Genomic DNA, 25,655 nt, shown 5'->3' on the forward strand with positions numbered 1-25,655 from the left:
ATGGCAACCGTACCCGCCTCCGGGATCGTGCAGGAACGAACGCGCCTATTGCCGGCCGCCGCCATCGCGCTCGTCGCGGAAGCGCTGGTGCTCGGCGCGACGATTGCGCTGCTCACGCATACGACCCGGGTGTCTTCCGTATCGCATGAAGCGCCGCCAACGCTGCTGACGCTGGCGGCGCCGGCTCCCGCGCCGCAACCGCCGCAGCCGCCTGCGAAGCCCGTGCCGCCTCCCGCGCGGCCGGTCGTACCCGTGCGCCATGCTGCGCACACGCCCGCGAAGCCCGTGACGGCCGCGGTGCCGAAGCGCGTGCCGACTCCGGTGCCGGTGCAGCCCGCGGCGACACCGACCGAGCCGCCATCCGCGCCCGCGCCGCAACCGCCAGCTCAGCCCGCGCGGCAACCGCCCGCAACCGCTGCGGCGCCGGTTGCAGCCGCGCCTACGCCAAGCTTCGAGGGTGCGCTGCGCGCGGCGATTCAGGCCGCGCTGCGCTATCCCGAATCGGCCCGCATGGCTGGCATGACGGGCCGCACACGCGTCGCGTTCCGGTATCGCGACGGCGTCGTGTCCGACCTCAGCGTCGTGGTGTCGAGCGGTATCGGACTGCTGGACCGCGCAGCGCTCGCAGCCGTGCGCGACGCCGCTTATCCGAAACCCGAGTCCGCATTCGTGGGCAAAACGCTCTCGGAGCAAGTGTGGGTCGACTTCAAACTCGACGACCACGAATGATGATCCGCTAACGCCCAACCGCACGAGGGACGTCATCCGCCCACCGGAATGGCGTCCCTCTTCCCAATCCATCCGCAGTACCAATAAGAATCTACTCAACGTGAAACTGAAAAATATCCTGTCCGCCTTGATCGCCGGCGGCGTCGCTTCCCTGCTCGCGCTGTCGAACGTCCATGCGGCGACGGGCGCCAACGCCGATCAATTCGAAATCGCGAAACGCTATGGCCTCGAAGGCGGCGAGCGTTGGGATTACGTGGCGTACGACGCTGTTCGCCAGCACCTCTTCATCAGCCGCGACACGCACGTGCAGGTGATCGATACGCGCACCGGCAAACCGGTCGGCGAGATCGCCAACACCGACGGCGTGCACGGCTTCGCGTTCGTGGAGGACCTCAAGCTCGGCTTCGTCACCAACGGCCGCGCCAATACGGTGAGCGTCGTCGATCTCGACACACTCAAGGTCGTCGACAGCATCAAGGCCGCGGGCCCCGACCCGGACGGCATCCTCTACGTGCCGGCCTTGCGGCGCGTCTTCGTGAGCAATGGCCACGACGGCAGCGTCAGCGCAATCGACGTCGCGACGCGCAAGGTGGTCGCCACGATGAGCGTGGGCGGCAAGCCGGAGGCGCTCGCGGCGGACAGCCACGGGCACGTGTTCGTCAATGTGGAAGATCGCGCCGAGATCGTCGAGATGGACGGTCGGTCCGCGACAGTGCTGGCGCATTGGCCACTCGCACGGTGCGAGTCGCCGACCGGACTCGCGATCGATCCGGCGAGCGAGCGCCTGTTTTCGGTTTGCGCCAATCACCGCATGATGATCGTCGATACGACGTCGGGCCGTCGCGTGGCCGAGGTGCTGATAGGGGGTCACCCCGACGCGGCGGCTTTCGATCCGGTTTTGAAGCTCGCGTTCAGTTCGAACGGCGCGGACGGCACGCTGACGATCGTGCATGAAGACGATGCGGACCATTACACGGTCGCGCAGAACATGCCAACGCTGGAAGGCGCGAAAACGATGGCGCTCGATGAACAGCAGCACCGGATCTATCTGGTGTCGTCGAAGTTCGGCGCGGCCGACCCGGCCACGGCTGCCAATTCTCATCCGCGCGCGACGGTCATCCCCGGTACGTTCGAAGTGCTCGAGGCACAGCTCAAGGCACGCTGACGCGTGGCATCGACGCACGGCCGCCCGTTGATCGCGGCGGCGCGTCAAACATCGGTTCGCCTAGATGAGGCCGTGCGCGACGCCGCTCGGCGCCGCCCAGCGCTCGCTGTCGTTCGACACGCCGAAATCGGCGGCCCGTAGTGAAACGGTGGCCGAGCAGGCCGTCGCACGCTTTGCGCTGGCGCGCGCGAGGATGCGCTGCTCGTGCACATAGAAGAATTCGAGTTGGCGCGCGTCGGACGCTTTTCGTTGGAGCTCGAACACATCCTCGAGCACGCGCCGCGACACGTGAAAACGCTGAAGTCCGCGGCCAAGCCGGATCTGAAAGACAACACCGTCGCTGTTGTGCGGCACCGCTGCCCAGATAAGCGGAATGCTACTCATGGAGCCCCCGTAACTGGATCTTCATGTCAGAAACATTGACGATTTCATCGTCGCACGGATAAACGCACGGCGCGACTTGTCAAAATTAAACAAGGTTGATTTGTCGTTTTCACCACAGTGGCAGGTGTTGCGACGCGACGCCCCAGCGAATCCTTACTCGACAGCAGTCCGTCGCTTGCGCCGCGCGGCCGTTCGTCGGGTACGATGCAATGCGGCCCGATTTAATTTGCCACGCTTCTCGCTGACTTTTCGGTGGCCGGCATGCAGAAGAATCATTCGCTTTTGCGGCGGGAATCCACACGCAAGGAATATGCGTTGGCTCGTTTGCGTCTTGCCACGAACCGCCTTATGCGCGCTGAGACAGAAGCTGAAAAGACACTCGCCACCTGCTGGATGAAGGCGTGGGCAAGCGTCATCGGCGATGCGCAGTTCCCTAAGCTTCCTTACCGACCGGCCACACCCAAAGCGAGGCGGCGCTCCTCGCCAAGGCCCCGCGATTGACATCTGCCGTCGCTCGAACTGGATGGCGACGCGGCGACATCGTCGCGCACTCCGACCCCATTCATTTGACCGTATGGTTCGCCACCTCACAGACCGTCTACGCCCTCTGCTCGCATGATCGCTTCACGACGCCTTAGAGCGTTCGCGACAAAGAGAGCAACAAAGAAGAAACGACAAAACGGCGAGCGCGTCCCGCAACGATCGGGCTGCCCGCCGCTCAGGGGTACCCATGAAAGCTGGAAAGGTAATCTGGGTAGTGGCCTTGCCGTGTCTGATCGAAACGTCGCATGCGCAGGAGGTCTATCTGCAAGGCGGCACGCTGGGCATCGGGGTTGGCGCGGCGTGGAGCGTCACGTCGCGGTTCGGCGTGCACGCGGACTTCAACGCGATCAATTTGTCGCACAACTTCGAGGTTGGCGGCAATCGCTACGAAGACGGCATACGGCTGCGTCAGGGCGGTCTCTACGGCGATTTCTTTCCGTGGGCCGGCACCGGCTTTCGCGTGACAGCGGGCCTGCGTCTGACCGACAACGAAGTCAGCGGCAACTCGGTTCCGACCAACGGCATGTACGTATTCGAGGGCAAAGCCTCACCGGCCTTTCCTGGCGAGTACGCGACGGCGACCGCCCGATACCCGACTGCGATGCCCTACCTTGGCATCGGCTATGGCTTGCACCCGAGAGCCAAAGGCTGGGGGCTCGTGGTGGATCTCGGTGTCGCCTACGGCATTCCGAAATCCTCGTACACACTGTCGCCGGCGCTGTCGCAGGCCGCGGGACCGGAGATGAGTCAGCAGATCATCGACACCGGATTGCAGCAACTGCGCGATAAGGCCTCGCCTTATCGATGGTATCCGACGTTGCAGCTCGGCATTTCTTATCGCTTCTGAGGCGCAGCGCACGGAAACCGTCGCAGTACTATAAATTGCGAAGGACTTTTCACATTCCGATTGCATAAAAAAACAGGTTCTTCAGACACTTCTGTGGGTCGGTAGTACGCTGTCGCGCATGGTCTGGCAGCAGAGGATGCGATGGACAGCGTGGAGTTGTACCGACAATTGCTTGGGTTGACGGCGCCCTGGACGGTGGAGCGGGTCGAATTGGACATGGCGCATCAACACGTTGAGGTCCATGTCGGACACGGGCTGGGGGAGCGGTTTGCGTGCCCGGAATGCGGGCGCGAACTGGGCGTCTATGATCACCTTGCCGAGCGGGGATGGCGCCACCTGGACAGCTGTCAGTTCCTGACCTACCTGCATGCACGGCCGCCGCGCGTGTCGTGCCCCGAGCATGGCGTGCGGCAAGTGACGCTTCCCTGGTCGCAGCCGGGCAGCCGCTTTACGAATCTGTTCGAGGCGCTGGCTATCGACGTGCTGCTCGCGGCCAATATCAAGCGTGCAGCCGAGATTTTGCGCATCACCTGGGATGAAGCCTGGGGCGTGATGACACGTGCGGTCGTGCGCGGCCGGGCAACCAGGGGCATAACCATGCCGACGCTGCTGGGTGTCGACGAGAAGGCGATTGCCAAGGGGCACCGTTACATGACACTGGTCTGCGACCTGAAGGAATCGACGGTCGAATATATTGGTGACGAGCGCAAGGAGGCGAGCCTTGGCGCCTACTTCGACGCCTTCCCGCCGTCGTACCGTGAGAACGTGGACGCGATCAGCCTGGACATGTGGCCGCCGTTCATCAATGCCTGCCGCGAGAAGCTTCCGGACGCAGACGCGAAGATGGTCTTCGATCGCTTTCACATCATGCGCCATGTGCTCGACGCGGTGGACAAGGTCCGCAAGCAGGAACACAAGGCGCTGATGAAGGCGGGCAACGCAACACTGGTCCAGAGCAAGTACCTGTGGCTGACCAATCCAGAGAATATGACGGACAAGGCCAGACAACGCTTTGACGCTCTCAGGAACGCGGAACTGAAGACGGGCCGGGCCTGGGCGCTCAAGGAGGCGCTGCGGGCGCTGTGGAACTACACTTCTGCCACATGGGCAACGAAGTTCTGGAAGCGCTGGTACTTCTGGGCAACACACAGCCGCCTGGCACCGATGATCGCGGCTGCCAGGCTGATCGCTCGCCACCTGCCCAACGTATTGACCTACTTCGCCCATCGCATCACCAATGCCGTCGCAGAAGGCCTGAACTCCAAGATCGCTACCGTCCAAAAGCGCGCCTGCGGCTATCGCAATCCCGACCATTTCAAGATCGCCGTCTATTTCCACTGCGGCGGCCTCGATCTATATCCGCCTGTCGTGACCCACACGAAAGTCGGATGAACCAAAAAACAAACGAAAGAAAGCGCGATACGACCTTCGCTTTTTCTGGTTATTTATCGAGATGAAAAGATATGCAATGATCGCCGCCGAATCAGCGGAGCATGTCTGAACCTTGCGCCAGCATACGTTCCGGCAACCCCACGGCCCATTGCTTTTTCATTGAACCGATAATGACCACCTTTCTGTTCGATCTGCTGTCGAACCTCGCCTTGTTCGCCATCGTATCGATGGCCTGTCGACTGTATAACCGGTTCGGGTCGGGTGCCGCGCTGAGCGGCCCTGCGATTTTCGTCGTGATCGCGCTGGCCGCGTGCGTGCTCGACGGCTTGTTGACGTTTGTCGTGTTCGCCGACGCGCAGAACCGCTATGGACAATTCGCCCTGCCGACGTCGTTTCTTCAGCGTGCTGGCGCGTATGCGCTCACGATCGTGATCGCGTTCACGTGGCATCGGATATCGAGGCGCCGGCGCGGCGTGAAAAGCGACCCGGACAACGCGGTTGTCATCCAGACGTCACCGTACTCCGAATCGCGGCTGCGCATGTGAGCCCGGCACGCCCCGACCGGCTTTTCACGTACGCCCCGCCATGTTTCATCGCTATATTGCCGCCGCGAGCAGGGCAGGAACGGTCCTTGCGCATGCGGGCGCCGTCGGCTATAACTCCCGAAGACCGCGCGTTGTGGGTCATGGCACCACCGTCGTTCAATCCGTTGATGGCAACCTATAACGAGGAAACATCTTGGATATCGAAACCGTACGTGCATTCATCATGACCCGTGGCATCGACATCGGCACCAAGGTCATCGGCGCAATCGTGCTGTGGCTCGTCGGCCGCTGGATCATCGGGCTGATCTCCAACCTGTCGCGCAAGCTGCTCGCACGCAACGGCCGGGTCGACCCGACACTCGCCCACTACCTCGCGTCGATTCTCGCCGGGTTGCTGAACCTGCTGCTCGTCCTCGCGATCCTGGAAATCTTCGGTGTGCAGACGACGTCGTTCGCCGCGTTGCTCGCCGGCCTCGGCCTCGCGATCGGTACTGCATGGGGCGGCCTGCTCGCGCATTTCGCGGCCGGCGTGTTCATGCAGGTGCTGCGGCCGTTCAAGGTCGGCGATTTCGTCATGGCCGCGGGCGTCACCGGCACCGTCACGGAGTTGGGCCTGTTCGGCACCACGATCGTGACGCCGGACAACGTGACGACCATCATCGGCAACAACAAGATCTTCTCCGACACGATCTCGAACTACAGCGTGCTGCCGTTCCGGCGCGTCGAGCTGACCGCGAAGATCGCCAATGGCGTCGATCCGACCGATGCGATCGCGCGCTTGAAAGCCGCCGTCGCGAAGATTCCGAACGTGGCCGAAAACCCCGCGCCGGATATCGAGGTCTTGAGCTTCACGCCAGAAGGACCGCTGCTGTGCGTGCGCCCTTACTCGTCCAACCAGAACTACTGGCAGGTCTACTTCGACACCAATCGCGCGATCGTTCAGACCTTCAAGGAAGCCGGCTATCCGACGCCGGAAACGCCACTCGCACCGCGCGCGATCACGCGCGATTGATCTGATCGAACCTCCGCGCGCACCCGACACGGGTCGTCGGCATGGCGGCATGAAAAAAGGCGTCGCGAGATTCACGACGCCTTTCGTGTTTTCAAGGCCCGAAATACAGCAAACAACTCGTCATCAACGCGTACTCGCGTTCGCGCCATTCTTGCGCAGCATCTTCCACAGCGCGCCGAGCACGATCGGTACGATCGCCGCGCCGATACCGACCAGCACGATCACGTTCAGATACTGACGGATGAACGGGATGTTGCCGAAGAAATAACCGAGCAGTGTCAGCAGCAGCACCCACAACAGCGCGCCGACGACGTTGAACATCTGGAAGCGGCTCCACGTCATCGACGACGCGCCCGCGACGAATGGCGCAAACGTCCGCACGACCGGGATGAAACGCGCGAGCACGATCGTCTTGCCGCCGTGTTTCTCATAGAAGTTGTGCGTCTTCTGCAGCGCGGCGCGATCGAGAAAGCGCTCGAGCACCGGAATGTGCGTATTGAACACGCGCGGTCCGATCGCGCGGCCGATCAGATAATTGGTCGTATTGCCCGAGACCGCCGCCACCAGCAGCAACAGGATCAGCAGTCCGAGATGCATCTGCCCGCTCGCGCAGAACGCGCCGCCGATGAACAGCAGCGAATCGCCCGGCAGAAACGGCAGCACCACGAGCCCGGTTTCGGCGAACACGATCGCGAACAGCACCGCGTAGACCCAGGCACCGTACACCTGAATGAAGTCTCCGAGAAACTTGTCGATGTGCAGGACAAGATTGGCGAAATGTAGCAGCGTATCCAAGGAACGTCCTTTTAAACCAGTGTATGCGTAGAGGGAAAACGGCCGCCGCGCGACCCTGCAACAGGCGCAGCAAGCGGCGGGCCGACCGCTGCGAATTGACCGCGACATGATACCGAAAGTGCCTCGGGTCGAATGAAAATCTGCTGGTTGGGCGTCTGCGCGGGCGGCGTGCGCCGAGTCGCTATAATTTCGCCATGTCCGAATTCTCCGAAACGCCTGCGGGCACCGCGGCCGCGGCCGCACCTTCCGACGCCTCCCGCGCAGCGCCCGTGCCGCGTCCGTTGCGCACCATCCGGCCGCTCCCCGATCAATTGATCAGCCAGATCGCCGCCGGCGAAGTGGTCGAGCGGCCGGCGTCGGTAGTCAAGGAGCTGCTCGAGAATGCGCTCGACGCGGGCGCGCAGACGCTGCGCATCCTGCTCGACGAAGGCGGCGTCAAACGCATCTCGATCACCGACGACGGCTGCGGCATCCCCGAGAACGAACTCGTGCTCGCCCTGACGCGCCATGCGACCAGCAAGATCCGCTCGCTTGCCGAGCTCGAAGCGGTCGCGACGCTCGGGTTCCGCGGCGAAGCGCTGGCGTCGATTGCGTCGGTCGCGCAGATGAGCATCACGAGCCGCACCGCAGATGTGCCGCACGCGGTGCGCATCGACGCGGAAACCGGCGTGCTGAGTCCCGCCGCCGGCACCCAGGGCACGACGATCGAAGTCCGCGAGCTGTACTTCAACACCCCGGCACGCCGCAAATTCCTGAAAAGCGAACAGACCGAACTCGGCCACTGTCTTGAACAGATCCGCCGCGCCGCGCTCGCGCGGCCGGACGTCGCGATCTCGGTGCTGCACAACGGCAAGGCCGTCGAGCACTGGAACGCGAGCGAGCCGCCCGCGCGGGTTGCGAAGATTCTCGGCGAGACGTTCGCGACCGCCCATCTGCCGCTCGGCGAATCCGCCGGTCCGCTTGCGATCTACGGCTGCGCCGGTCTGCCGACCGCGAGCCGCGGTCGCGCCGATCAACAGTATTTCTTCGTCAACGGCCGCTTCGTGCGTGACAAGCTGCTCACGCACGCGGTGCGCGCCGCGTATGAAGACGTGCTGCACGGTGAGCGTTATCCGTCGTACGTGCTGTTCCTCGATTTGCCGCCCGAAGGCGTCGACGTGAACGTACATCCGTCGAAAATCGAGGTGCGTTTCCGCGATTCGCGCTCGATCCACCAGTTCGTGTTCCATGCGGTGCAGCGCGCGCTCGCCCGGCACGCGGGCGCGTCGCCTGAAACGACGGCGGGCGGGCATGCGGCGCACCTGGAACCGTCGGCCGGTGGACCGGCTTCATCTGGTTCGACGCCGCCGGGTGTCACGAGCGGCGTAGCCGACGGCATTGGCGCGGGCGCCGGTCTTTCGAGCGGCGCGGGCTTCGGCGCGGGAAGCCGCGGCGGCCTTGGCGGCGGCAGCGGCTTCAGCAGCTTCGGCGCCCCGGGCGCCTCGCAGCCTGGCAATACGTGGATGCGCCAGGCACGCATGACGCAAGGCACGCTGCCGGTCGCGCAACCGCTCGCCGGTTACGACGCGCTGTTCGGCCGCAAGGATCCGCTTGCCGGCCGGGTCGAAGGCGCGTCGCTGTTCGAAGCGCGCGACTCCGCAACCGACGCGACGTCGCCATACGACGCAGCGCCGTTCGCGCCGCGCCCGGCTTCCCCCGCATTCGACGCCACCGACGACCAGCCGCTCGGCTTCGCGCTAGGCCAGATCCACGGCATCTACGTGCTCGCGCAGAACCGCCAAGGGCTCGTAATCGTCGACATGCATGCGGCACACGAGCGCATCCTGTACGAGCAGTTCAAGAGCGCGCTCGCCGACCGCGCGATCGCCGTGCAGCCGCTGCTGATCCCGCAGACGATGCAGGCCGATCCGGTCGAAATCGGCACGGTCGAGGAAGAGCGCGATACGCTCGATGCGCTCGGCTTCGACCTCGCGGTGCTGTCGCCGACCACGCTCGCGATCCGCGCGGTCCCCGCCTTGCTGAAGGACGCCGACCTGCAAGCGCTGGCGCGCGCGGTGCTGTCCGACCTGCATGCATTCGGCGGCTCGCGCGTGCTGACCGAGCGGCAGCACGAACTGCTCGGCACGCTCGCGTGCCATCACGCGGTGCGCGCGAACCGGCGTCTGACGCTCGACGAAATGAACGCGCTGTTGCGCCAGATGGAAGCGACCGAGCGCGCCGATCAGTGCAACCACGGGCGTCCGACCTGGTATCAGCTGACGCTGGCCGATCTCGATCGGCTGTTCATGCGCGGGCAGTAACGACGCTGCGTTTCGATCACACCGTTGCGCCGCGCGCCCGCTTGCCCATGACGTCACACCCTACCCCCATCCCGTGCCTGCTCGGCCCGACCGCGTCCGGCAAGACCGCCGCCGCGCTCGCGCTCGCCGCGCGGCGGCCGGTCGAAATCATCAGCGTCGACTCGGCGCTCGTCTATCGCGAGATGGACATCGGCACCGCGAAGCCGACCGCGGAAGAACGCGCGGTCGCGCCGCATCATCTGATCGATATCGTCGATCCGGCCGACTCGTACTCGGCCGCGCAGTTTCGCGCCGATACGCTGCGGCTCGTCGGAGAAATTCATGCGCGCGGGCGGCTGCCGCTGCTGGTCGGCGGCACGATGCTTTACTACAAGGCGCTCACGCAGGGCCTCAACGACCTGCCCGCCGCCGATGCCGAAGTACGCGCGAGGCTCGACGCCGACGCCGCCCGCGACGGCTGGCCGGCGCTTCACGCGCGGCTCGCCGCGCTCGATCCGGTCACGGCCGCGCGTCTCGCGCCGAACGATTCGCAGCGCATCCAGCGCGCGCTGGAAGTGTTCATGCTGACCGGCCAGCCGATGTCGACGCTGCTCGCCGCGCCCGCGCGCACCGACGACGCCGCATCGGCACGCTTCGTGCCGGTCGCGCTGGAGCCGTCCGAGCGTGGCGTGCTGCACGCGCGCATCGAGCAGCGCTTCGATTCGATGCTCGCGCACGGTTTCGTCGATGAAGTGGTGAAGCTGCGCGCGCGCGGCGACCTGCTGCCCGAGATGCCGTCGATGCGCTGCGTCGGGTATCGGCAGGTGTGGGAATACCTCGATGGCGCGGTCGACTATCGGACCATGCGCGACAAGGGCGTCTTCGCGACGCGGCAACTCTGCAAGCGGCAGCTCACGTGGCTGCGCAGCATGCCGGAAAGACAGGTGGTGGATTGCTGCGATCCGCACGCGACGGCGCGGGTGGTGGAGTTGATCGAAACGCTGGTTTGAGGCGCCGATCAGCGTTGGGGGAATCGGAGGGACGTAAAGCGGGAATTTGAAGCGGAAAATGTGAAGAAGGATTCGAGGCCCGCGCGGCGCACCATTGCGGCACGCCACGCGAGCCCGCGTCAATCTTTAGACCACGACCGTCTGCGCTTCACCCGCTGCGCTTTCACGGACCGTGCCGATCTTCCAGACCTGCTCGCCCGCCGCGGACAGCAGACCGATCGCCGCTTCGGCATCCGCGGCCGACACGATCACCGCCATACCGATACCGCAGTTGAACACGCGGTGCATTTCCGCATCGGCGACGCCGCCGTGCTTCTGCAGCCACGAGAACAGCGGCGGCAGCGGCCACGCGCGATGGTCGAGCTCGGCCGTCAGGCCTTCGCGCAGCACGCGCGGAATGTTCTCGACCAGGCCGCCGCCCGTGATGTGCGCCATACCCTTGACCTCGATCTGCTGCATCAGCGCGAGCAGCGGCTTCACGTAGATGCGCGTCGGCGCCATCAAGGCGTCGGCGAGCGTGCGGCCGTCGAAGTCCGCGTTCAGATCGGGATTGGCACGCTCGATGATCTTGCGCACGAGCGAAAAGCCGTTCGAATGGATGCCGCTCGACGCGAGCCCGAGCACCACGTCGCCCGACGCGATCTTGCTGCCGTCGATGATCTTGCTCTTTTCCACCGCGCCGACCGCGAAACCAGCCAGGTCGTATTCGCCGTCCGGGTACATGCCCGGCATTTCCGCGGTTTCGCCGCCGATCAACGCGCAGCCCGACAGCTCGCAGCCGTGCGCAATGCCCTTCACGACGGTCGCCGCCGTGCCGACGTCGAGCTTGCCGCAGGCGAAATAGTCGAGGAAGAACAGCGGCTCGGCGCCCTGCACGAGGATGTCGTTGACGCTCATCGCGACCAGATCCTGGCCGACCGTGTCGTGCTTGTTCAGCAGGAACGCGAGACGCAGCTTGGTGCCGACGCCGTCGGTGCCGGACACGAGCACCGGTTCCTTGTACTTCTTCGGCACTTCGAACAACGCGCCGAATCCACCGATACCGCCCAGCACGCCGTCGCGCAGGGTCTTCTTGGCAAAGGGCTTGATGGCGTCGACGAGGGCGTCACCCGCATCGATGTCCACGCCGGCGTCGCGATACGACAAACCTTGGGCCGAATCGGTTGAATGCTCGGCGGATTTCGGTTGATTCATGGGGAAAAGCTCGAAGGTCGGTAAAATGCGATTTTACCCGATGCTGGTCGCCTGGCTGGAATTCACGCGTTCCGACGATATCCTGGAAACGACATTGCAACACGACACCCCGATTCCGGCGCCGCCGACCCGCGCAATTGCGCCAGCCGTGCTTCGCGACGCGCGGCCTCACGACCCGGCGAGCACGCTTCACGACAACTGAGCGCCTGGCAACCTTCCAGGCCCCGAGGTCCGGGCCACTTGCGGCCTGAGCCTCATTTTCGGCATTAACCTACTGTGCTTCGTCAACTGACGCTCGATCTCGGCACCCCGCCGCCATCGACATTCGACAATTTCTTCGCCGGCGCGAACGCCGAGCTGGTCACGCGCCTGCGTGAGCTCGACGACGCGCTCGCCTCCGGACCGGTCGCCGATCGCACTTTCTACATCTGGGGCGAAGCCGGCAGCGGCCGCACGCACCTGCTGCAGGCGCTCGTGCACGAAGCGCCGCCGGGGCATGCGCGCTTCGCCGGGCCGCAAAGCAGCCTCGCCGCCTTCGGCTTCGATCCGCGCGTCGCGCTCTATGCGATCGACGACTGCGACGCGCTGTCGGCCGCGCAGCAGATCGCCGTGTTCAACCTGTTCAACGAAGTGCGCGCTCATCCGACCAGCGCGCTCGTCGCCGCGGGCAACGCGGCGCCGATCGGCATGACGGTGCGCGAAGATTTGCGCACGCGCCTCGGCTGGGGACTGGTGTTTCACCTTGCGCCGTTGCCCGACGACGCGAAGGCCGCGGTGTTGAAACGCGCGGCGCGCGAGCGCGGCATCATGCTCGCCGACGACGTGCCGGCCTACCTGCTCACGCACTTTCGCCGCGACATGCCGAGCCTGATGGCGCTGCTCGACGCGCTCGACCGCTTCTCGCTCGAACAGAAACGCGCGGTCACGCTGCCGCTGTTGCGCACGATGCTCGCGTCGCCCGACCCCGCCGCCGCGCCCGGTTCACACGCCGCTCTTCCCGCTTCAAGTAAAATAGGCGCCCATGGCTAACCTTGCACTCTTCGATCTCGACCACACGCTCATTCCCACCGACAGCGACCACGAATGGGGCCGCTTCATGGTGAAAAAAGGCATGGTCGACGCCGAAAATTTCGCCCGTGAAAACGATCGCTTTTACGCCGATTACAAGGCCGGCAAGCTCGACATTCACGCTTATCTGATCGCCATGCTGACGCCGCTCGCGAAGTACACACGCGCGCAGCTCGCGGACTTTCACGCGCAGTACATGCACGAGGTCATCACGCCGGCCATCCAGCCGGTGGCGCTCGAACTCGTGAAACAGCATCGTGAAGCGGGCGACCTGTGCTGCGTCGTCACCGCGACCAACGAGTTCATCACGCGGCCGATCGCGCAGGCGTTCGGCGTCGACACGCTGATCGCGTGCGAGGCGGAGACCGTCGACGGGGAGCCGCACGGCGCCTACACCGGTCGCCCCACCGGCACGCCGAGCTACAAGGAAGGCAAGATCGTGCGCACCGAAATGTGGCTCGCGTCGCTCGGCAAGAGCTGGAGCGACTTCGAGCACAGCTATTTCTATAGCGATTCGCACAACGACATCCCGCTGCTCGAAAAAGTCACCGATCCCATCGCGACCAATCCGGACGACACGTTGCGCGCCCATGCGCAGGCCAAAGGCTGGCGCATCCTCGAACTCTTCCAACCCTCGTGATCAAGAAACTCATCCGCAAGCTATTCGGCCAGGACACGGCGACCGCTGACGACACGCTCTCCGCCGCCGCCAGCGTCGACGGCAATGCCAATGACAAGCCGCCGGCGCGCGGCAAGTCCGTATCCGGCACGACCGCTTCCGGCACGGCCGCGCGGCCGCGCCGCAAGTCCGCAGGTGCCGCTGCTGCCGCGCAAGCGCCGCGCGAGCCGGACGTACCCGTCATCATTCCGCACGACGTGCACGGCATCGACCCCACGCTGATCTCGCGCAATGCGATCCGCGTGACCGAGGGCCTGCAACAGGCGGGCTTCCGTGCGTTCATCGTCGGCGGCGCGGTGCGCGACCTGCTGCTCGGCGTCAAGCCGAAAGACTTCGACGTCGCGACCGACGCGACCCCCGAACAGGTGCAGAAGCTGTTCCGCCGCGCGCGCATCATCGGCCGGCGCTTCCAGATCGTGCACGTGCAGTTCGGCCAGGAAATCATCGAAACCTCGACGTTCCGCGCGCTGGTCGATCCGCCCGCGGCCGACGCGCCGCCGCCGAAGCGTCTGAAGCGCGACGAGCTCGACCGCCGCACCCACGCGGTCGATGCGAGCGGCCGCGTGCTGCGCGACAACGTGTGGGGCGAGCAGCACGAGGACGCCACGCGCCGCGACTTCACGATCAACGCGATGTACTACGATCCGGCCACGCAAACCGTACTGGACTACCACAACGGCATGGCCGACATGCGCGCGCGCCTGTTGCGCATGATCGGCGACCCGGCCACGCGCTATCGCGAGGATCCGGTGCGCATGCTGCGCGTCGTGCGCTTCGCCGCCAAGCTCGACTTCGACATCGACGACGCCACGCGCGCGCCGATCGAGAAGATGGCCGATCTGATCAACAACGTGCCCGCCGCGCGTCTGTTCGACGAAATGCTGAAGCTGATGCTGTCGGGTCACGCGCTCGCGTGCCTGACGCGGCTGCGCCAGGAAGGCCTGCATCACGGGCTGTTGCCGCTGCTCGACGTCGTGCTCGAGCAGCCGACCGGCGAAAAATTCATTTCTCTGGCACTCTCTAACACAGATGCACGCGTGCTCGCCGGCAAGCCGGTGTCGCCGGGCTTCCTGTTCGCGACGCTGTTGTGGCACGACGTGCAGCAGCGCTGGCAGAAGTTCGAGGCCGAAGGCGAGTATCCGGTGCCCGCGCTGCATCGCGCGATGGACGAAGTGCTCGACATGCAGACCGAAAAGCTCGCGATCCACAAGCGCTTCTCGGCCGACATGCGCGAGATCTGGGGCCTGCAGCTGCGCCTCGAAAAACGCTCGGGGCGCAGCGCGCTGAAGCTGCTCGAACACCAAAGATTTAGAGCGGGGTATGATTTCCTCCTGTTGCGCTGCGCATCGGGCGAACTCGACGAGTCGGTCGGCGCGTGGTGGACGGAGTTCATCGAAGGAGACGTCACCGCGCGCGAGACATTGCTCACGCAAGGCGGGAAGGACCGGAGCCCAAGAAAACGACGGCGGCGCGGTGGCGCCAGAAGCCGCGAATCAGGTGACGGAGTGGAGGGCGGCTCGTCCGCCGAACGCACGGACAACGACGCGGGCCTCGAAGGCTCGCACGAAGACTGACGCGGCGTTCGCGGAAAAGCCGTCAAAACGATAGCTGCAGGAAGTTATGCCATGACGGTTGCTTATCTCGGCCTCGGCGCGAATCTCGGGGACGCGCGCCAGACCCTGAAAGACGCGGTGGTGTGCCTCGCACAACAGCACACCATCACCGTGCTCGCCAAATCGAGCCTGTATCGTACTGCCCCGATCGACGCGGGCGGCGACGACTATTTCAACTGCGTCGTGAAGCTGGAAACGACGCTCCCCGTACGGCATCTGCTCGCGCTGTGCCACAAGATCGAGCATCAGTTCGGCCGTGAGCGGCCGTTCCGCAATGCGCCGCGCACGCTCGATCTCGACATCCTGCTGTATGGCGATCAATCGATCGACGAAGCCGATCTGATCGTGCCGCACCCACGCCTCGTCGAGCGCGCGTTTGCGCTGGTGCCGCTTGTCGAGATCGACGCGGCGATCGTCATTCCGCTGCATGGCCGGGCCGCCGCGCTGCTCGACAGCGTGAGCGATCAGCGCATCGAGAAAGTAAAGTCGCCCTGCCAGTGCCCGATGCTCAATGCGCTGACCGGCAATTCCGCCGAGAAAGGCCGTTGCGAATGAGTTCGCCGCCGCTCACGGTCACCGCGCCGCAGCTGCGCCCGCCGTTCGGCTATATCGCGATCGAGGGGCCGATCGGCGTCGGCAAAACCTCACTCGCGCGGCGCCTCGCGCAACGCTGGTCGATGCGCGAACTGTTCGAACGCTCGCAAGACAATCCGTTTCTTGAACGCTTCTATCGCGACACCACGCGCTATGCGCTACCGGTGCAGTTGCACTTCGCGCTGCAACGCGCGCAGCAGGCGCAGGAAGTCAGCGCCGCGCAGGCGAGCGGCACGCCGCTGATCGCCGACTTCATTACGCAGCGAAACGACATCTTCGCGCGTCTGACCTTGCAGGAAGACGAGTGGCAGTTGTACCGCGCGCTTGCCGTGCGGCTCGACGTCAGCGCGCCGGAGCCGGACTTCGTCGTTTATCTGCAGGCGAGCCCGGAGGTGCTGTTCGCGCGCATCCAGAAGCGCGCGGTGCCGATGGAGCTGCAGATTTCCGATGCCTATCTGCGCGCGCTGTGCGACGCGTACAACGAATTCTTCTACCACTACGACCGCACGCCCGTGCTGACGGTCAACGCCGAACACCTGAATCCGCTCGACTCCGACGCGGACCTTGCGCTGCTCGCCGAACGCATCGAGACGATGCGCGGCCGCAAGGAATTCTTTGTCAAAGCCACGTCGCTGTAAGCGGCGCGGCTAGTTCATTTTTTTCACTGGATTGACCATGACTTATTTGCAGGAAGCGAGCCGGAGCGCGATCACCGTGCCGAAACTGCAGGCAATGCGCGACGCTGGCGAAAAAATCGCCATGCTCACCTGTTACGACGCGAGCTTCGCCGCGCTGCTCGATCGCGCGGGCGTCGACGTGCTGCTGATCGGCGACTCGCTCGGCAACGTCCTGCAAGGCCAGGCGACCACGCTGCCGGTGTCGCTTGCCGACATCGCGTATCACACGGCGAGCGTCGCGCGCGCGCGGCCGTCGGCGCTGATCGTCGCGGACCTGCCGTTCGGCACCTACGGCACGCGCGAAGACGCATTCAGGAGCTCGGTCGAACTGATGCGCGCGGGCGCGCAGATGGTCAAGCTCGAAGGCGGCGAATGGCTCGCCGACACGGTGCGGTTTCTGGTCGAGCGCTCGATTCCGGTGTGCGCGCATGTGGGTCTCACGCCGCAGTCGGTGCATGCGTTCGGCGGCTTCAAGGTGCAGGCCAAGACCGAAGCGGGCGCGAGCCAGCTGCTGCGCGATTCGCTCGCCGTGCAGGAAGCCGGCGCGCAATTGATCGTGATGGAAGCGATCCCGTCGCAACTCGCGGGCGAGGTCACGCAGCAGCTGCGCATTCCGACGATTGGTATCGGCGCGGGCCTCGGCTGCTCGGGTCAGGTGCTGGTGCTGCACGACATGCTCGGGATTTTTCCTGGCAAGCGACCGCGCTTCGTGAAGGATTTCATGCAGGGACAGCCGAATATTCAGGCGGCCGTCGAGGCGTATGTGCGGGCGGTAAAGGACGGCACGTTTCCCGGCGCCGAGCACACGTTCTGATGCTTCATTGCCGCGCGAGCGCGCGGCATCCCGTATTTTTCAGTGCTTTAACCAACAAGCCGTGCCGGCACCGCGCCGCGCAACGCGTTGCACACGAGCAGCGCTTCGGCGTTCAGCACATCCGCCCGCGTCAGCACTTTTTCACCTGCCCGCAAGCCCGACGCCTCGTCGAGCAACACGCTTCGCATTACACCCGCCAGCACGCCTGACGCGAGCGGCGGCGTCCACCATTGTCCCGCGAGCTTCACGAACACGTTCGACCTGCCGCCTTCGGTCAGTTCGCCCCGTTCGTTGAAAAACAGCGTATCGAAGGCGCCCTTCGCTTCGGCTTCGCGCCAGCCGCGGTCGTAGTCTGCCCGGCGCGTGGTCTTGTGGCGCAGCAGCGGATCGGCGGCGTGGGTCGGCGCGAACTGCGCTTCGGGGCCGAGCAGAACACCAACGACCGCATCCGCCAACGGCGCAAGTATCGCGGCCGAGATCTGGGTCACCCCGCTCTTGCTCAAAGCAAGCCGCATTCGATGCGGCATCTGCGCCGGGAGCGTGGCGCACCGCGCTGAAATCTCCCCGCGAATGCGCGCTTCGTCGAACCCAAAGCCAAGCGTCGCGGCGCTCGACGACAAGCGCCGCAGATGCCGCTCGACGTGCCGCACGCCGTCTTCCCGCGTCGCGTACATCGTTTCGAACAGTTCGAAACCCGGCTCGGCGCCCATCAGAAAACGTGCTTTCAATCGACACTCCTCGTGCTCGTCGGCGGCCACGCTGTCGAGCACGATGCCCGCGCCGATGCCCATGCTGCCGCGCAGACCGTTCGTGCCACCGTCTGACGCCGATGACGCAGTCAACGTCAACGTGCGAATCGCGACCGACATGCAAAAGTCGCCGCAATCGTGATCATCGCCCGGCGCATCGAGCCAGCCGATCGCGCCGGTATAGAGCCCGCGCGGCGTGCTTTCCAGTTCGTCGATCAACTGCATCGTGCGATGCTTCGGCGCACCGGTAATCGAGCCGCAGGGAAACAGCGCGCGCAGGATCGTCGCGAACGAGGTGCCGTCGAGCAACGTCGCCTCGACAGTCGACGTCATCTGCCACACCGACGCATACGGCTCGACCGAAAACAACGCCGGCACGCTGACCGAGCCGATCCGCGCGACTCGCGACAGATCGTTGCGCAACAGATCGACGATCATGACGTTCTCGGCGCGGTTCTTCGGATCGGTCGCGAGGAACTCGGCGTTACCCCGGTCGACGGCAGGATCTTGCGAGCGCGGCGCCGTGCCCTTCATCGGCCGCGCGCGCAACGTCGGGCCGTGCTTTTCGACGAATAGTTCGGGCGAACACGACAGCACCCACGCATCGTCCGGCAACGCGATCAGCGCGCCGAACGACACGGGCTGGCGCGCGCGCAACCGCCGATAGAACGCGAGCGGCGAGCCGAACACGTCGAAGCCGAGGCGGTACGTGTAGTTGACCTGATAGGAATCGCCCGCGCGCAGGGCGGCGTGAATCGCGTCGATCGCCGCGTCGAACTCGGCGCGATCGACGCTCTCGCGCACGTTCGCGGTGCCCGCGACCGACGGCTCGAAAGCGCCGTTGTCCCGCGCCGTCAGCCACGCGTCGACCTCGTCGCGCGAAAGCTTCGCACAACGTTCGAACAATAAAAAACGCAGCGTGGCATTGCCACGCTGCGTTTCAGAAGATCGGCGCGCATCGAAACCCATCAGCGCGCGGCCAAATTCATAATCGGCGAGCACAACAGCGTGCAAACCGCTCCGGGTATCCGCCGCAACGCTGTCGCACACGGCTTCGAGCTGCGCCGCCTCCGTGCAGACCCGCTCGCGCACGAAACCCGTGTACAAGCGGCTCGACGGAAGCGCCGCCGTTGCACCGCAATCGTCGAGCAGCGCGAACGCCGCGCCGCGACTGTCCACCGTCATACTGACCGCCGAATCAAATCAATCGAAAAAGCTCTTTACGCGATCGAACCAGCTCTTGCTTTGCGGACTATGCCGCGAACCGCCTTCCACGAGCGCCTTTTCGAACTGCTTGAGCAGATCGCGCTGCGCTTCGGTGAGCTTGACCGGCGTTTCAACCTGCACGTGTACGTACAGATCGCCGGCGATGCTCGAACGCAGCCCCTTGATGCCCTTGCCGCGCAAACGGAACGTCTTGCCGGACTGCGTGCCTTCCGGCACCGTGAAGCTGGCGCGACCGGCGAGCGTCGGCACCTCGATATCGCCGCCGAGCGCCGCGGTAGTGAACGGGATCGGCATCTGGCAATGCAGATCGTCGCCGTCACGCTCGAACACCGAGTGCTGCTTGATATGAATCTCGACGTACAGATCGCCCGCCGGACCGCCGTTGATGCCCGGTTCGCCGTTGCCGGCCGAGCGGATGCGCATGCCGTCGTCGATACCGGCCGGGATCTTCACTTCGAGCGTCTTGGTTTCCTTCACCTTACCCGCGCCGTGGCAGTGATTGCACGGCTCGGGGATGTAGGTACCGGTGCCGTGGCACTTCGGGCAAGTCTGCTGGATGCTGAAGAAGCCCTGCGACATGCGCACCGAACCCGAGCCGCTACAGGTCGGGCAGGTTTCCGGCTTGGTGCCCGGCTTCGCGCCCGAGCCATGGCAGACTTCGCACGAAACCCAGCTCGGCACGCGAATCTGCGTGTCGTAGCCGTGTGCGGCCTGCTCGAGCGTGATTTCCATGCTGTAGCGCAGATCGGCGCCGCGATACACCTGCGGGCCCGCGCGGCCGCCTCCGCGTGCGCCGCCGCCGGCCGCCTGGCCGAAGATGTCGCCGAAGATGTCGCCGAATGCATCGGCAAAGCCGCCGAAACCTTGCGCGCCGGCCCCACCCATGTTCGGATCGACGCCCGCGTGACCGTACTGATCGTACGCGGCGCGCTTTTGCGAATCCGACAGCATTTCATAGGCTTCCTTCACTTCCTTGAAATGCTCTTCCGCATCCTTGTGACCCGGATTGCGGTCGGGGTGGTGCTTCATCGCGAGCTTGCGATAAGCCTTCTTGATTTCGTCGTCGCTCGCGTTCTTTGCGACGCCCAGAACCTCGTAGTAATCCCGTTTCGCCATATCGGTTCAACGCCGCCGCGCAAAGCGACGCGGTAGCTCCTTGTGAATGCTGTGGAGTCTCACGACTCGTCCGGCCGCTGTCTGCGCCGCGCCAGGGCACGGTTCAAAACAACGCCCTCCATAAAACGAACGTGCCCGGAGAGCCCCAAAAAGGCTCGCCAGGCGCGAAAACCGCTCTTGCACTTTGGGCGCCCCCGGGGGCGCCGTTCTCGTGCAGCCGGGCCGCGCACATTGCTGTGCACGGCTTTACGGTCGGATGCCGACCTGGCTTTAGTCTTTCTTCACTTCCTTGAAGTCAGCGTCGACCACATCGTCGGCCTGCTGGCTCGCACCCGCCGATGCACCGGCACCGCCCGCCGCGCCCGCCGCCGCTTCGGCACCTTGCGCAGCCTGCATGTCGGCGTACATCTTCTCGCCCATCTTCTGCGAGGCCGTGGCCACCGCTTCGATCTTCGCTTCGATCGCGGCTTTGTCGCTCGAGTTGCTCTTCAGCGCGTCTTCGAGGTCCTTCAACGCGGCTTCGATCTTGTCCTTCTCGCCAGCTTCGAGCTTGTCGCCGTACTCGGTCAGCGCCTTCTTCGTGCTGTGGACGAGGGCGTCACCCTGGTTGCGGGCGTCGGCCAGCTCACGCAGCTTGTGATCTTCTTCCGCGTTCGCTTCGGCGTCCTTCACCATCTTCTCGATTTCGGCTTCGGACAGACCCGAGTTCGCCTTGATCGTGATGCGGTTCTCCTTGCCGGTCGCCTTGTCCTTCGCGCCGACGTGCAGAATGCCGTTCGCGTCGATGTCGAAGCTCACTTCGATCTGCGGCACGCCGCGCGGTGCCGGCGGAATGCCTTCGAGGTTGAACTCGCCGAGCAGCTTGTTGCCCGCTGCCATTTCGCGTTCGCCCTGGAACACCTTGATCGTCACGGCGCCTTGATTATCATCAGCCGTCGAGTAGACCTGCGCGTGCTTGGTCGGGATCGTCGTGTTCTTGTTGATCATCTTCGTCATCACGCCGCCGAGCGTTTCGATGCCGAGCGACAACGGGGTCACGTCGAGCAGCAGCACGTCCTTGCGGTCGCCCGACAGAACCTGGCCCTGGATCGCGGCACCAACGGCCACGGCTTCGTCCGGGTTCACGTCACGGCGCGGATCCTTGCCGAAGAACTCCTTCACCTTTTCCTGCACCTTCGGCATACGGGTCATACCGCCGACCAGGATCACGTCGTCGACTTCGCCGACCTTCACGCCCGCATCCTTGATCGCGACGCGGCACGGCTCGATGGTGCGTTCGATCAGGTCTTCGACCAGCGCTTCCAGCTTGGCGCGCGTGATCTTCAGGTTCAGGTGCTTCGGACCCGATGCGTCCGCCGTGATGTACGGCAGGTTGATTTCGGTCTGCTGGCTCGACGACAGCTCGATCTTGGCCTTTTCAGCCGATTCCTTCAGGCGCTGCAGCGCGAGCACGTCTTTCGACAGATCGACGCCCTGCTCCTTCTTGAACTCGCCGATGATGTAGTCGATGATGCGCTGGTCGAAGTCTTCGCCGCCGAGGAACGTATCGCCGTTCGTGGACAGCACTTCGAACTGCATTTCACCGTCGACGTCCGCGATTTCGATGATCGACACGTCGAACGTACCGCCGCCCAGGTCGTACACCGCGATCTTGCGATCGCCCTTTTCAGCTTTGTCCAGACCGAACGCGAGAGCCGCGGCGGTCGGTTCGTTGATGATCCGCTTGACTTCCAGACCGGCGATGCGGCCGGCGTCCTTGGTTGCCTGACGCTGGCTGTCGTTGAAGTACGCCGGCACCGTGATCACGGCTTCCGTGACGGTCTCGCCAAGGTAGTCCTCCGCGGTCTTCTTCATCTTGCGCAGGACTTCGGCGGAGATTTGCGGCGGCGCGAGCTTCTGGTCGCGCACTTCGACCCACGCGTCACCGTTGTCGGCCTTGATGATCTTGTAGGGCATCAGGCCGATGTCCTTCTGCACTTCCTTCTCTTCGAAGCGGCGGCCGATCAGGCGCTTGACCGCGAACAGCGTGTTCTTCGGGTTCGTGACCGACTGACGCTTGGCCGGCGCGCCGACCAGGATCTCGCTGTCATCCATGTAAGCGATGATCGACGGCGTGGTGCGCGCGCCTTCCGAATTCTCGATGACCTTGACCGAGTTGCCTTCCATGATCGCCACGCACGAGTTGGTCGTGCCGAGGTCGATACCGATGATTTTGCCCATTTTTACAAATCTCCTGACTTTGATCGCTGCGGAAAGCGCCCGGTTGACCCATCTGGCGGCGGGACGATCCGCTCTCAATTCATACCTGCACTCAAAATAAGTGCGGCCGCATCGTTTTCAAGACCTCTTTTGCGATGCGGTCTTTAATTTTTTTCAATCAGGGGGCGAGGCGCCTGAATCTTCGCTGCGAGCCCGCTCCGTCAGTCTGCGCGGCGCCCCCGGCGTGGTTCGCCGGAGGTGCCTGAATCGATCGGACCTTTGCGGCACGTAGCGATGCGAAGCGACGCAGCAGACGCCACCGGCGCAAACGCCCTGAGCGAGTGTCGACGTGATTACTTCGGCGCCGCGACGGTCACGAGCGCGGGACGCAGTACGCGATCCGCGATCACAAAGCCCTTTTGCAGCACCGCGACGACGGTGTTCGGCTCCTGGTCGGCCGGCACCATCGAAATGGCCTGATGACGATGCGGATCGAACTTTTCGCCGACCGGATTGATCGCCACGACTCGACCCTTCTCGAGCGCGCCGCTCAACTGCCGCAGCGTGAGCTCGACGCCTTCGCGGACCTTCTGCAAGTCGTCGGACGAATGGGCGACGGCCGCCTCGAGACTGTCGACCACCGGCAGCAGATGCTCGGCGAAGCTCTCGATCGCAAACTTGTGCGCCTTGGCGACGTCTTCCTGAGCGCGCCGACGCACGTTTTCGGTTTCGGCCTTCGCGCGCAGGAAGCTTTCCTGCAACTCGGCGATCTTCGCCTGAGCGTCGGCCAGCGCCTGCTCGGCGGCACCCTGGGCGGGTTCCGCGGGGGCGCCGGTGTCCGGCTGTTGAGCAGCGGCCCCGGCCGCCTCGGCGGCCTGGCGCGCGGCTTCGTCGGCGGGCGTGGGATTCTGGCTCGTCGGGTTCTCTTGCGTGTTTTCCATGTCGCTGAAAGTCGTTAAAAAGTAAAAGCCAAAGGCGGTGCAAGCCGTTCCGACACAGTACGATTCATGCTTTGCAAAATCGCGACACGCGTCTTCGCGCCGATCCGCCAGACCGGACCCCAGATGGGGCCTGAAAAAGCCGTTTCAAGCGGGTCGAGGGTTTTTTCGCACCACCGACGTGCAGGCGAAATGCGCCGTAACAAGCCTCAACGTGGCGCAATCAGATAGAGATTGAGTGCAGCCCGCAACTGACCTATTCTCCAGTCATGGAGCGGCAACGCCACGTTAACCCTAATCTGACGTAAGCGTTACCGACACCTGACAGTCGTTCCGATAGCCTGTTTCAGCCCATCAAGGGGAGTACCGTGAAACTGACCTTTGCAATCGGGGTGGTCGCACTGGTACTGATCGCGGGCACCACGACCATCTGCATGTCCGGTGCGGTCAACGACCACACCACCGAGTACGGCGGCGCACACGCCACCGTGGAGCAGTTTCTCAATCCCCACCTGAAAATCTGTCGATAGTGCGCCGGTCGCGTTTGGTCGGTCGGCCGTGCAGCGCGGCGGCCGGCTCGTGGTAGACCTTGCGCCGTTCCTGCTCGACCTGCCGCTTCTCCTTGCTCTGCGCGGTTTCCACATAAAGCGTCTGCGCGACGCTCGCCGGACCGCGTACGTCGCATACGCCCAGCACCTCCACCTGCCACACGTAGCGCTCGATCTCGATTTCGACCAGATCGCCGACACGCACGTCCTTCGCCGGCTTCACGGCGACGCCGCCGATACGCACCCGCCCCTTGTCGACCGCCTCCGCGGCCAGCGAACGCGTCTTGAAGAAGCGCGCGGCCCACAGCCATTTGTCGATGCGCAGTTTCGCGCCCGGTTCGGTTGAAATGCGGTAGTTCATCTGCGTATTCAAGCTCCTGTCGTGTGCGGCACCGGCACCGCCTGCACGGGCCAGCCCTGCAGATGCTGCGCAACGATTTCGCCAAGCGCGGCAACCCACGGCTGCGACGCGTTCAGACAGGCGATCCGGTGAAACTCCTTGCCACCCGCCTGCAGAAATTCGCCGCGCACTTCCATGCCGATTTCCTCGATCGTTTCGAGGCAGTCGGCGGTGAAACCCGGGCAAAACACGTCAGCACGCCGCACGCCTGCCGCGCCGAGTTCCTTCAACGTCGGCGCCGTGTAGGGCTGCAGCCATTCGGCCTTGCCGAAGCGCGACTGGAATGTGATGCGGCATTCGACCGACGTCAAATCGAGCGCCTGCATCAGCAGCGCGCCGGTCTGCTGGCATTGCTCGTGGTACGGGTCGCCGAGGTCGAGCGTGCGCTTGGGCACGCCGTGGAAACTGAGCACGAGCTTGTCGCCCGCCGCGAAATCGGGGCGGCCGTGCAGATGCCAGTAGTGGTGCACCTGTGCGGCGAGCGCCGCGATGTACGCCGGGTGATCGGCGTACTGGCGCACGGTGCGGATTTCCGGCTGGTTGCGCATGCGCTTGAGCGCGGAAAAGGCTTCGTCGAACGCGGTCGCAGTGGTCGACGCCGAATACTGCGGATACATCGGCATCAGCAACACGCGCTCGGCGCCCGCGAGCTTCAGCTGGTTCAGCATTGCCGGAATGCCGGGCGTGCCGTAGCGCATCGCGTAGTCGACCAGCACCGTGTAGTCGTTCAGTTGCAGCAGATGGCGCAGGCCCTCGACCTGCTTTTCGGTGTGGACGCGCAGCGGTGAGCCCTCGGGCATCCACACCGCCGCATACTTCTTCGCAGAGCTGCGGCCGCGAAACGGCAGAATCAGCAGACGCAGAATGAGCTGCCACAGCAGCGCCGGAATTTCGACCACGCGAGGATCGGACAGGAACTGCGCGAGGTAGCGGCGCACCGCGCGCGGCGTCGGCGCGTCGGGCGTGCCGAGATTGATCAGCAACACGGCGACGCGATGCGACGTGGCGTTCTGTGAAGGCCGCTCGAGGTCGAAGCGCATAGGTAGCAGAAATCACCGCATTTTGCGGCGAGTCGATTCAATGGAGATTCATTATAGCGGCGCGGGTTCTGCCCGGCGCCGCCAGAGACCCCTGGCCA

At 64.5% G+C, this 25,655-nt stretch carries 25 protein-coding genes; 16 read left to right on the forward strand and 9 right to left on the reverse strand.

Going from position 1 to position 25,655, the window contains the following annotated elements; all coding sequences use genetic code 11:
* Both OKW30_RS15530 and OKW30_RS15535 read left to right on the forward strand, forming a co-directional pair.
* Positions 1–729 carry a TonB family protein gene (locus OKW30_RS15530; protein ID WP_429347052.1) on the forward strand — a complete coding sequence of 243 codons (729 nt, stop codon included), beginning with the start codon at positions 1–3 and terminating at the stop codon, positions 727–729.
* A gap of 100 nt (positions 730–829) precedes the next feature.
* Complete coding sequence (locus tag OKW30_RS15535) at positions 830–1,894, forward strand: hypothetical protein (RefSeq protein WP_429347053.1); 1,065 nt, start codon at positions 830–832, stop codon at positions 1,892–1,894.
* 60 nt (positions 1,895–1,954) lie between these two features.
* Here the strand turns inward: OKW30_RS15535 and OKW30_RS15540 are convergent, their stop codons facing one another.
* Positions 1,955–2,278 carry a hypothetical protein gene (locus tag OKW30_RS15540; RefSeq protein WP_429294532.1) on the reverse strand — a complete coding sequence of 108 codons (324 nt, stop codon included), beginning with the start codon at positions 2,276–2,278 and terminating at the stop codon, positions 1,955–1,957.
* A gap of 730 nt (positions 2,279–3,008) precedes the next feature.
* Between OKW30_RS15540 and OKW30_RS15545 the strand changes: the two genes are divergently transcribed.
* From OKW30_RS15545 to OKW30_RS15560, 4 genes are all read left to right on the forward strand, one after another.
* The gene (locus OKW30_RS15545; RefSeq protein ID WP_184067344.1) at positions 3,009–3,668 is read left to right on the forward strand and encodes a hypothetical protein; all 660 of its coding nucleotides are present in this window, start codon (positions 3,009–3,011) and stop codon (positions 3,666–3,668) included.
* 141 nt (positions 3,669–3,809) lie between these two features.
* Positions 3,810–5,060 carry an ISL3 family transposase gene (locus OKW30_RS15550; RefSeq protein ID WP_429347054.1) on the forward strand — a complete coding sequence of 417 codons (1,251 nt, stop codon included), beginning with the start codon at positions 3,810–3,812 and terminating at the stop codon, positions 5,058–5,060.
* Positions 5,061–5,230: 170 nt separating this feature from the next.
* Positions 5,231–5,605 carry a hypothetical protein gene (locus OKW30_RS15555; protein WP_429347055.1) on the forward strand — a complete coding sequence of 125 codons (375 nt, stop codon included), beginning with the start codon at positions 5,231–5,233 and terminating at the stop codon, positions 5,603–5,605.
* Positions 5,606–5,798: 193 nt separating this feature from the next.
* Positions 5,799–6,617, forward strand: a complete 819-nt coding sequence (locus OKW30_RS15560; protein WP_184067338.1) for a mechanosensitive ion channel family protein — start codon at positions 5,799–5,801, stop codon at positions 6,615–6,617.
* A gap of 123 nt (positions 6,618–6,740) precedes the next feature.
* Here the strand turns inward: OKW30_RS15560 and OKW30_RS15565 are convergent, their stop codons facing one another.
* Complete coding sequence (locus OKW30_RS15565; RefSeq protein WP_184067335.1) at positions 6,741–7,412, reverse strand: VTT domain-containing protein; 672 nt, start codon at positions 7,410–7,412, stop codon at positions 6,741–6,743.
* A 194-nt stretch (positions 7,413–7,606) separates the two neighbouring features.
* On the opposite strand from OKW30_RS15565, the gene mutL reads away from it, so the two are divergent.
* The gene (mutL, locus tag OKW30_RS15570; RefSeq protein ID WP_429347056.1) at positions 7,607–9,712 is read left to right on the forward strand and encodes a DNA mismatch repair endonuclease MutL; all 2,106 of its coding nucleotides are present in this window, start codon (positions 7,607–7,609) and stop codon (positions 9,710–9,712) included.
* Between the two features lie 47 nt (positions 9,713–9,759).
* On the forward strand, positions 9,760–10,701 hold the full coding sequence (miaA, locus tag OKW30_RS15575; RefSeq protein ID WP_184067329.1) for a tRNA (adenosine(37)-N6)-dimethylallyltransferase MiaA: 942 nt from the start codon (positions 9,760–9,762) through the stop codon (positions 10,699–10,701).
* Between the two features lie 126 nt (positions 10,702–10,827).
* On the opposite strand, the gene purM is transcribed toward miaA, so the two are convergent.
* Positions 10,828–11,895, reverse strand: a complete 1,068-nt coding sequence (gene purM / locus OKW30_RS15580) for a phosphoribosylformylglycinamidine cyclo-ligase (protein ID WP_429347057.1) — start codon at positions 11,893–11,895, stop codon at positions 10,828–10,830.
* Here purM and OKW30_RS15585 point away from each other — a divergent pair.
* The 7 genes from OKW30_RS15585 to panB all read left to right on the forward strand — a co-directional run bounded on the left by OKW30_RS15585 (position 11,894) and on the right by panB (position 17,340).
* Positions 11,894–12,097 carry a hypothetical protein gene (locus tag OKW30_RS15585; RefSeq protein ID WP_184067323.1) on the forward strand — a complete coding sequence of 68 codons (204 nt, stop codon included), beginning with the start codon at positions 11,894–11,896 and terminating at the stop codon, positions 12,095–12,097. The genes purM and OKW30_RS15585 overlap by 2 nt on opposite strands.
* 74 nt (positions 12,098–12,171) lie before the next feature.
* Positions 12,172–12,924 carry a DnaA regulatory inactivator Hda gene (hda, locus tag OKW30_RS15590; RefSeq protein WP_090803130.1) on the forward strand — a complete coding sequence of 251 codons (753 nt, stop codon included), beginning with the start codon at positions 12,172–12,174 and terminating at the stop codon, positions 12,922–12,924.
* Positions 12,917–13,603 carry an HAD family hydrolase gene (locus OKW30_RS15595; protein ID WP_429347058.1) on the forward strand — a complete coding sequence of 229 codons (687 nt, stop codon included), beginning with the start codon at positions 12,917–12,919 and terminating at the stop codon, positions 13,601–13,603. Before hda ends, OKW30_RS15595 begins: the two co-directional genes overlap by 8 nt.
* Positions 13,600–15,216 carry a polynucleotide adenylyltransferase PcnB gene (gene pcnB / locus OKW30_RS15600; protein ID WP_429347059.1) on the forward strand — a complete coding sequence of 539 codons (1,617 nt, stop codon included), beginning with the start codon at positions 13,600–13,602 and terminating at the stop codon, positions 15,214–15,216. Before OKW30_RS15595 ends, pcnB begins: the two co-directional genes overlap by 4 nt.
* A gap of 51 nt (positions 15,217–15,267) precedes the next feature.
* Complete coding sequence (gene folK / locus OKW30_RS15605; protein ID WP_090803125.1) at positions 15,268–15,810, forward strand: 2-amino-4-hydroxy-6-hydroxymethyldihydropteridine diphosphokinase; 543 nt, start codon at positions 15,268–15,270, stop codon at positions 15,808–15,810.
* Entirely contained in the window at positions 15,807–16,487 is a 681-nt protein-coding gene (locus OKW30_RS15610; RefSeq protein ID WP_429347060.1) for a deoxynucleoside kinase, read from the forward strand. The genes folK and OKW30_RS15610 overlap by 4 nt, the downstream gene beginning before the upstream one ends.
* Positions 16,488–16,524: 37 nt before the next feature.
* Complete coding sequence (panB, locus tag OKW30_RS15615; protein WP_184034424.1) at positions 16,525–17,340, forward strand: 3-methyl-2-oxobutanoate hydroxymethyltransferase; 816 nt, start codon at positions 16,525–16,527, stop codon at positions 17,338–17,340.
* A 47-nt stretch (positions 17,341–17,387) separates the two neighbouring features.
* Here panB and pabB read toward each other — a convergent pair whose 3' ends face one another.
* From pabB to grpE, 4 genes are all read right to left on the reverse strand, one after another.
* Positions 17,388–19,274, reverse strand: a complete 1,887-nt coding sequence (pabB, locus tag OKW30_RS15620) for an aminodeoxychorismate synthase component I (protein ID WP_429347061.1) — start codon at positions 19,272–19,274, stop codon at positions 17,388–17,390.
* 18 nt (positions 19,275–19,292) lie between these two features.
* A complete protein-coding gene (gene dnaJ, locus OKW30_RS15625) occupies positions 19,293–20,432 on the reverse strand; it encodes a molecular chaperone DnaJ (RefSeq protein WP_184067310.1) in 1,140 nt (379 codons plus the stop codon).
* 270 nt (positions 20,433–20,702) lie between these two features.
* Positions 20,703–22,652 (reverse strand): molecular chaperone DnaK, encoded by a 1,950-nt coding sequence (gene dnaK / locus OKW30_RS15630; RefSeq protein WP_184067307.1) that lies wholly within the window; start codon positions 22,650–22,652, stop codon positions 20,703–20,705.
* 332 nt (positions 22,653–22,984) lie between these two features.
* Positions 22,985–23,572, reverse strand: a complete 588-nt coding sequence (grpE, locus tag OKW30_RS15635) for a nucleotide exchange factor GrpE (protein WP_090803117.1) — start codon at positions 23,570–23,572, stop codon at positions 22,985–22,987.
* Between the two features lie 365 nt (positions 23,573–23,937).
* Here grpE and OKW30_RS15640 point away from each other — a divergent pair, with 365 nt between their 5' ends.
* Positions 23,938–24,099, forward strand: a complete 162-nt coding sequence (locus OKW30_RS15640; protein ID WP_167368620.1) for a hypothetical protein — start codon at positions 23,938–23,940, stop codon at positions 24,097–24,099.
* Here the strand turns inward: OKW30_RS15640 and OKW30_RS15645 are convergent.
* Together OKW30_RS15645 and hemH are read right to left on the reverse strand one after the other, a co-directional pair.
* A complete protein-coding gene (locus OKW30_RS15645) occupies positions 24,071–24,478 on the reverse strand; it encodes an RNA-binding S4 domain-containing protein (protein ID WP_187627315.1) in 408 nt (135 codons plus the stop codon). The genes OKW30_RS15640 and OKW30_RS15645 overlap by 29 nt on opposite strands.
* A gap of 8 nt (positions 24,479–24,486) precedes the next feature.
* Entirely contained in the window at positions 24,487–25,557 is a 1,071-nt protein-coding gene (gene hemH / locus OKW30_RS15650) for a ferrochelatase (protein ID WP_429347062.1), read from the reverse strand.
* Between the last annotated feature and the right edge of the window lie 98 nt (positions 25,558–25,655).

Source organism: Paraburkholderia sp. Clong3 (assembly GCF_050436485.1).
GTDB lineage: Bacteria > Pseudomonadota > Gammaproteobacteria > Burkholderiales > Burkholderiaceae > Paraburkholderia > Paraburkholderia tuberum.